Source organism: Candidatus Paceibacterota bacterium (genome assembly GCA_041660505.1).
Taxonomy (GTDB): domain Bacteria; phylum Patescibacteriota; class Minisyncoccia; order Phycocordibacterales; family JACRKE01; genus JBAZWG01.
In genome coordinates this window covers 1-3,567 of sequence record JBAZWG010000010.1, presented here as the reverse complement: position 1 = coordinate 3,567, position 3,567 = coordinate 1, and the positions used below count along the sequence as shown (strand labels likewise).

The window sequence follows — 3,567 nt, the reverse complement described above, 5'->3', positions numbered from 1 at the left end:
AATCCGTGCCTCACCGTGCGGATTTTTTCTTTCTAAAAAATATCCTTTTCAAGACCAAATAATTTGACTCAGCTTATAATTGAGACTACAAAGACCCTGTTCTGTTCCCTGGCCAATTTACTTTTATGTATCACCTTCCTCTCTCTAAAGGAGTTAGTTATGTCCCATCAAACCTGTCCGAATTGTGTTGAGTTATCCAAGGTCCATCGACCCACCAGTTGGGATTTGTGCTTGGTTTTGGCTTCCACCTTATTTCTGATCGGTATCGGGTTACAGTTGCACAACCCCAAGGCAATTGCGTCTATTATGGTTTTTGTCTCCTTAAGTATGTTGTTAGTCGCCCCATTTCTTTGTGTCGTCTGTAACGCGGCCATACACTTCACTCGCTGCTCCCGCTTCCTCATCAGTATCGACAGTACAGGCCGTATCCACCTGCATAAAAGAAACAAGCCGGTTCTCGGCGCCCAACTTGTTCTTGAGGTATGCGCGGGTGCGATACGCCGTCGGTGCAAGTTGCATTGGGACAATCCTAACAACTGGAAGGTCAGCGCTAACAACGAGTACTTCTTTTTTACAGACCCAGTAGGTGAGACGTTCTCTGTTAGTTACTGTGAAAAGCCTCACCATGCCGCAACTGGATATCTTTCGCGTAATGTACAGATCCTATCTGACACACTGTGCCTGATGCAACAACAGACATATGTCAGCGTAATCCTACGCCGCGCCCTCCAACAGCCCCAGCCCTCCGTTGAAGAATCTCCCATCGCCGGCTCAATTTCCGCCATTCGGGGATGATTGCTAATTAGTCACCCTTGTTCTCTATTACAAATCCGTGCCTCACCGTGCGGATTTTTTCTTAAAAAACTTGACTGAACGACGTGTTTCCTCTACAACACGCTTAGTTCCCTATCCAATCCAATATATCTCGAAAGGAGATTAGCTATGTATGGTCACGATTGTCCTCATTGTGTAGATCTCTCAACTGTCCATTATCCGCTACGCAATTTTTACGCCCTGGCCTATCAAGCTCTCTTCTATTGCGTCGCCATAGTTCTATCATTCGTCATCTATTTACCTCTTCAGACGGGAGGGTTGGCCGCTGTTATTTTTGCGGTAGGACTACTCGTTAGTATTCTACTATACGATGTCGTCTACTTTGTGTCTCATTGTTCCCGTTTTAGACTAGCTCTTGATCATGACTGCCACATACACGTTCATCGAACCAGCAAGCGTTTTGACGACGCCCAGATCATTATTACCGTCAAAGCCGGCCTATGGCCCCGTCGCTGCCGGGTTGATGACTATCTTCACATCCCTTGGAAAGTCACGGCCAATCATGAGTTTATGTACTTCAAAGACATGGAAGGCGCTGTCCTTTCTGTTAAGTACTGCACCAAAATACCTGCCACTGCCACCGAGCATTCTTGCTACAGCTCTCTGGTAGCCAGTCACCTACCTACTGTGTTGCACTTAGTCACCCTTGTGCAGTTTGTCTCCCAGATCAGCGAAAGGGCCTTAGCTCTAATACAACAAGACAACTACGACCCTACGTCCATCGCCGGCGATATCAACTGAAGCGCAAGCTAGTTCCCTTTTTCCACCATCGCCCCAATCCGTGCCTCACCGTGCGGATTTTTTCTTTTGTCCCTCTCTCCACTTGCGAATCTCTTCATGATTTCCGGACAGCAGCACCTCCGGCACCTTCCATCCTTTATATTCCGCCGGTTTCGTATATTGCGGATACTCAACGGTAAAACTCGAAGCAGTCTCATCTTTTTGGCTTTCAGGGTTAACGACTCGTTTTGAATTTAATGATTTCGAATTTCGATTTTGCCTTGCCCGCCGTAGCGTCTGGCGAAGGCTGGGTTTAGGGTTTATGGATTTACCACCGCCATCAGGCGGGGTCCCGCCCGAGGCGGGAGGATTTCGGATTTTTTGACTGTATGATTCTTCCTTCAACGACTCTTCATTTCCCAAGACACCCGGCAGCAATCTCGCTACCGCCTCAATCACTACCATCGCCGCCACCTCTCCCCCATTCAACACATACGGTCCGATAGATATCTCCTCGTCGGCCAAATAATCCGCCACCCTCTGATCTATTCCTTCGTACCTTCCGCAAATTAAAACCAGCTCGTCCAGCTTCGCATACTCCTCCGCTTTCGCCTGCGTAAACTGCTCCCCTCGTGCAGAAAGCACAATAATCCGCCGTCGTGGTGTTTCGGTCTCTTGGATTTGGTCCGCCAGCTGGCGGATTGTTTGAAAATTGGTCTTTGAAAATTGAAAATTAATCGAATCGATTGCTTTAGCAATCGGTTCGATTTTAAGTACCATCCCCGCCCCTCCCCCATAAGGCGAATCATCTACCGTCCGGTGTTTGTCAGTCGTAAAATCGCGAATATTTATCACGGCCATTTCCACCAACTTATCCTCCTGCGCCCGCCCCAAAATGCCGGCTTTCAGGTACTCCGGCCAAATTTCCGGAAAAATTGTTAGTATATTAAATCGCATTTTGACATAGTGTCTCAAGCATGCTAAAACTTCAAGTCCTGCTCATGAAGCAGGGACTGTGGCTTTTGATCTTACTAAGTTACCTGACGTGTCAGCGGACAACCAATTACCCCAAGGAGTTCTTTTCATGTGCGCTGCAAAAAGCTATTTTGAGTTGTGTTCCAGGATCGAAAAATTTCCCTTCATTGATGAAATACGTCTAGAGCTTGCCGATCTCCTCGATCAGCAAGACAATCTACGTGGCCGATTAATCAGGGAGCAATGCTCAACAGACCCCGACCCGGCATGTATCAAGCAGATGCTGGACAGGCACGGCCGCTCATGGGCAGCCCAGGATCTCGGTGTGCCGGATCACATCATTCCCTCAGGTGCCAGCTTTGAATTCCATAAAGGCTTCGCCTGGTGGCCGGTTCATACCAGCTACAACAGCTTTTCCGCCGCTATCGCTGCCGGGCGATACGACTATGTCGATCCTCGCCTAATTGCTGCTAATCTCCGTATTAAAGACGCTCCTGTCACCATTAATGCCCAGCTGGTACTCTATGCATCTTCCCGCAACATTACCAGTGAGGCTGCAGTCTGGAACATGCGCCGTCGGCTTGGCCTTCACGTCGAGCAGGATCAAATCTGGGAATTATTCGCCTTTGGCGAAAAATATCCGGATGTCCAGCGTCATCTTTTGTGTGTGGCTCTTGGTTCCGTCGACGTGTACCCGAACGGCTTGCGGGGCGTCCCGTGTCTCGGCCGTTGGAACACTGGGCGCAAGCTCGACCTGTACTTCTGGGATGGTGAGTGGCTTCCGGATTGCTGCTTCCTCGCCGTCCGCCAGTTGCTCTTTGCTTCTGGAACCCTCGTCCCTTAGCGCCCTTGGGTACTTTAGCTCTTTGTTCCTTCTATGAATTCATTCTAAGCCCCCACACCAACGTGTCGGGCTCGTATCTTAGAACCTAACAGTCGTTAGGTTCTTTTTCATTTACGCTAGAAGTGCGGTCCACGGGAGAGGAGGAGGCAGCGCCGACGGGGCTTAGGGCCTTGCCCTTGGCAGGGGCTCTCGAA

At 49.3% G+C, this 3,567-nt stretch carries 4 protein-coding genes; 1 reads left to right on the top strand and 3 read right to left on the bottom strand.

Annotated elements, in window-relative coordinates; all coding sequences use genetic code 11:
• Positions 1-333: 333 nt before the first annotated feature.
• The 3 genes from WC764_04755 to trmD all read right to left on the bottom strand — a co-directional run bounded on the left by WC764_04755 (position 334) and on the right by trmD (position 2,511).
• Positions 334-519, bottom strand: a complete 186-nt coding sequence (locus WC764_04755) for a hypothetical protein (GenBank protein ID MFA6007004.1) — start codon at positions 517-519, stop codon at positions 334-336.
• Between the two features lie 753 nt (positions 520-1,272).
• The gene (locus WC764_04750) at positions 1,273-1,452 is read right to left on the bottom strand and encodes a hypothetical protein (GenBank protein ID MFA6007003.1); all 180 of its coding nucleotides are present in this window, start codon (positions 1,450-1,452) and stop codon (positions 1,273-1,275) included.
• A gap of 168 nt (positions 1,453-1,620) precedes the next feature.
• Complete coding sequence (trmD, locus tag WC764_04745) at positions 1,621-2,511, bottom strand: tRNA (guanosine(37)-N1)-methyltransferase TrmD (protein MFA6007002.1); 891 nt, start codon at positions 2,509-2,511, stop codon at positions 1,621-1,623.
• A gap of 88 nt (positions 2,512-2,599) precedes the next feature.
• Between trmD and WC764_04740 the strand changes: the two genes are divergently transcribed.
• The gene (locus WC764_04740; protein ID MFA6007001.1) at positions 2,600-3,373 is read left to right on the top strand and encodes a hypothetical protein; all 774 of its coding nucleotides are present in this window, start codon (positions 2,600-2,602) and stop codon (positions 3,371-3,373) included.
• The last annotated feature ends 194 nt before the right edge of the window (positions 3,374-3,567 follow it).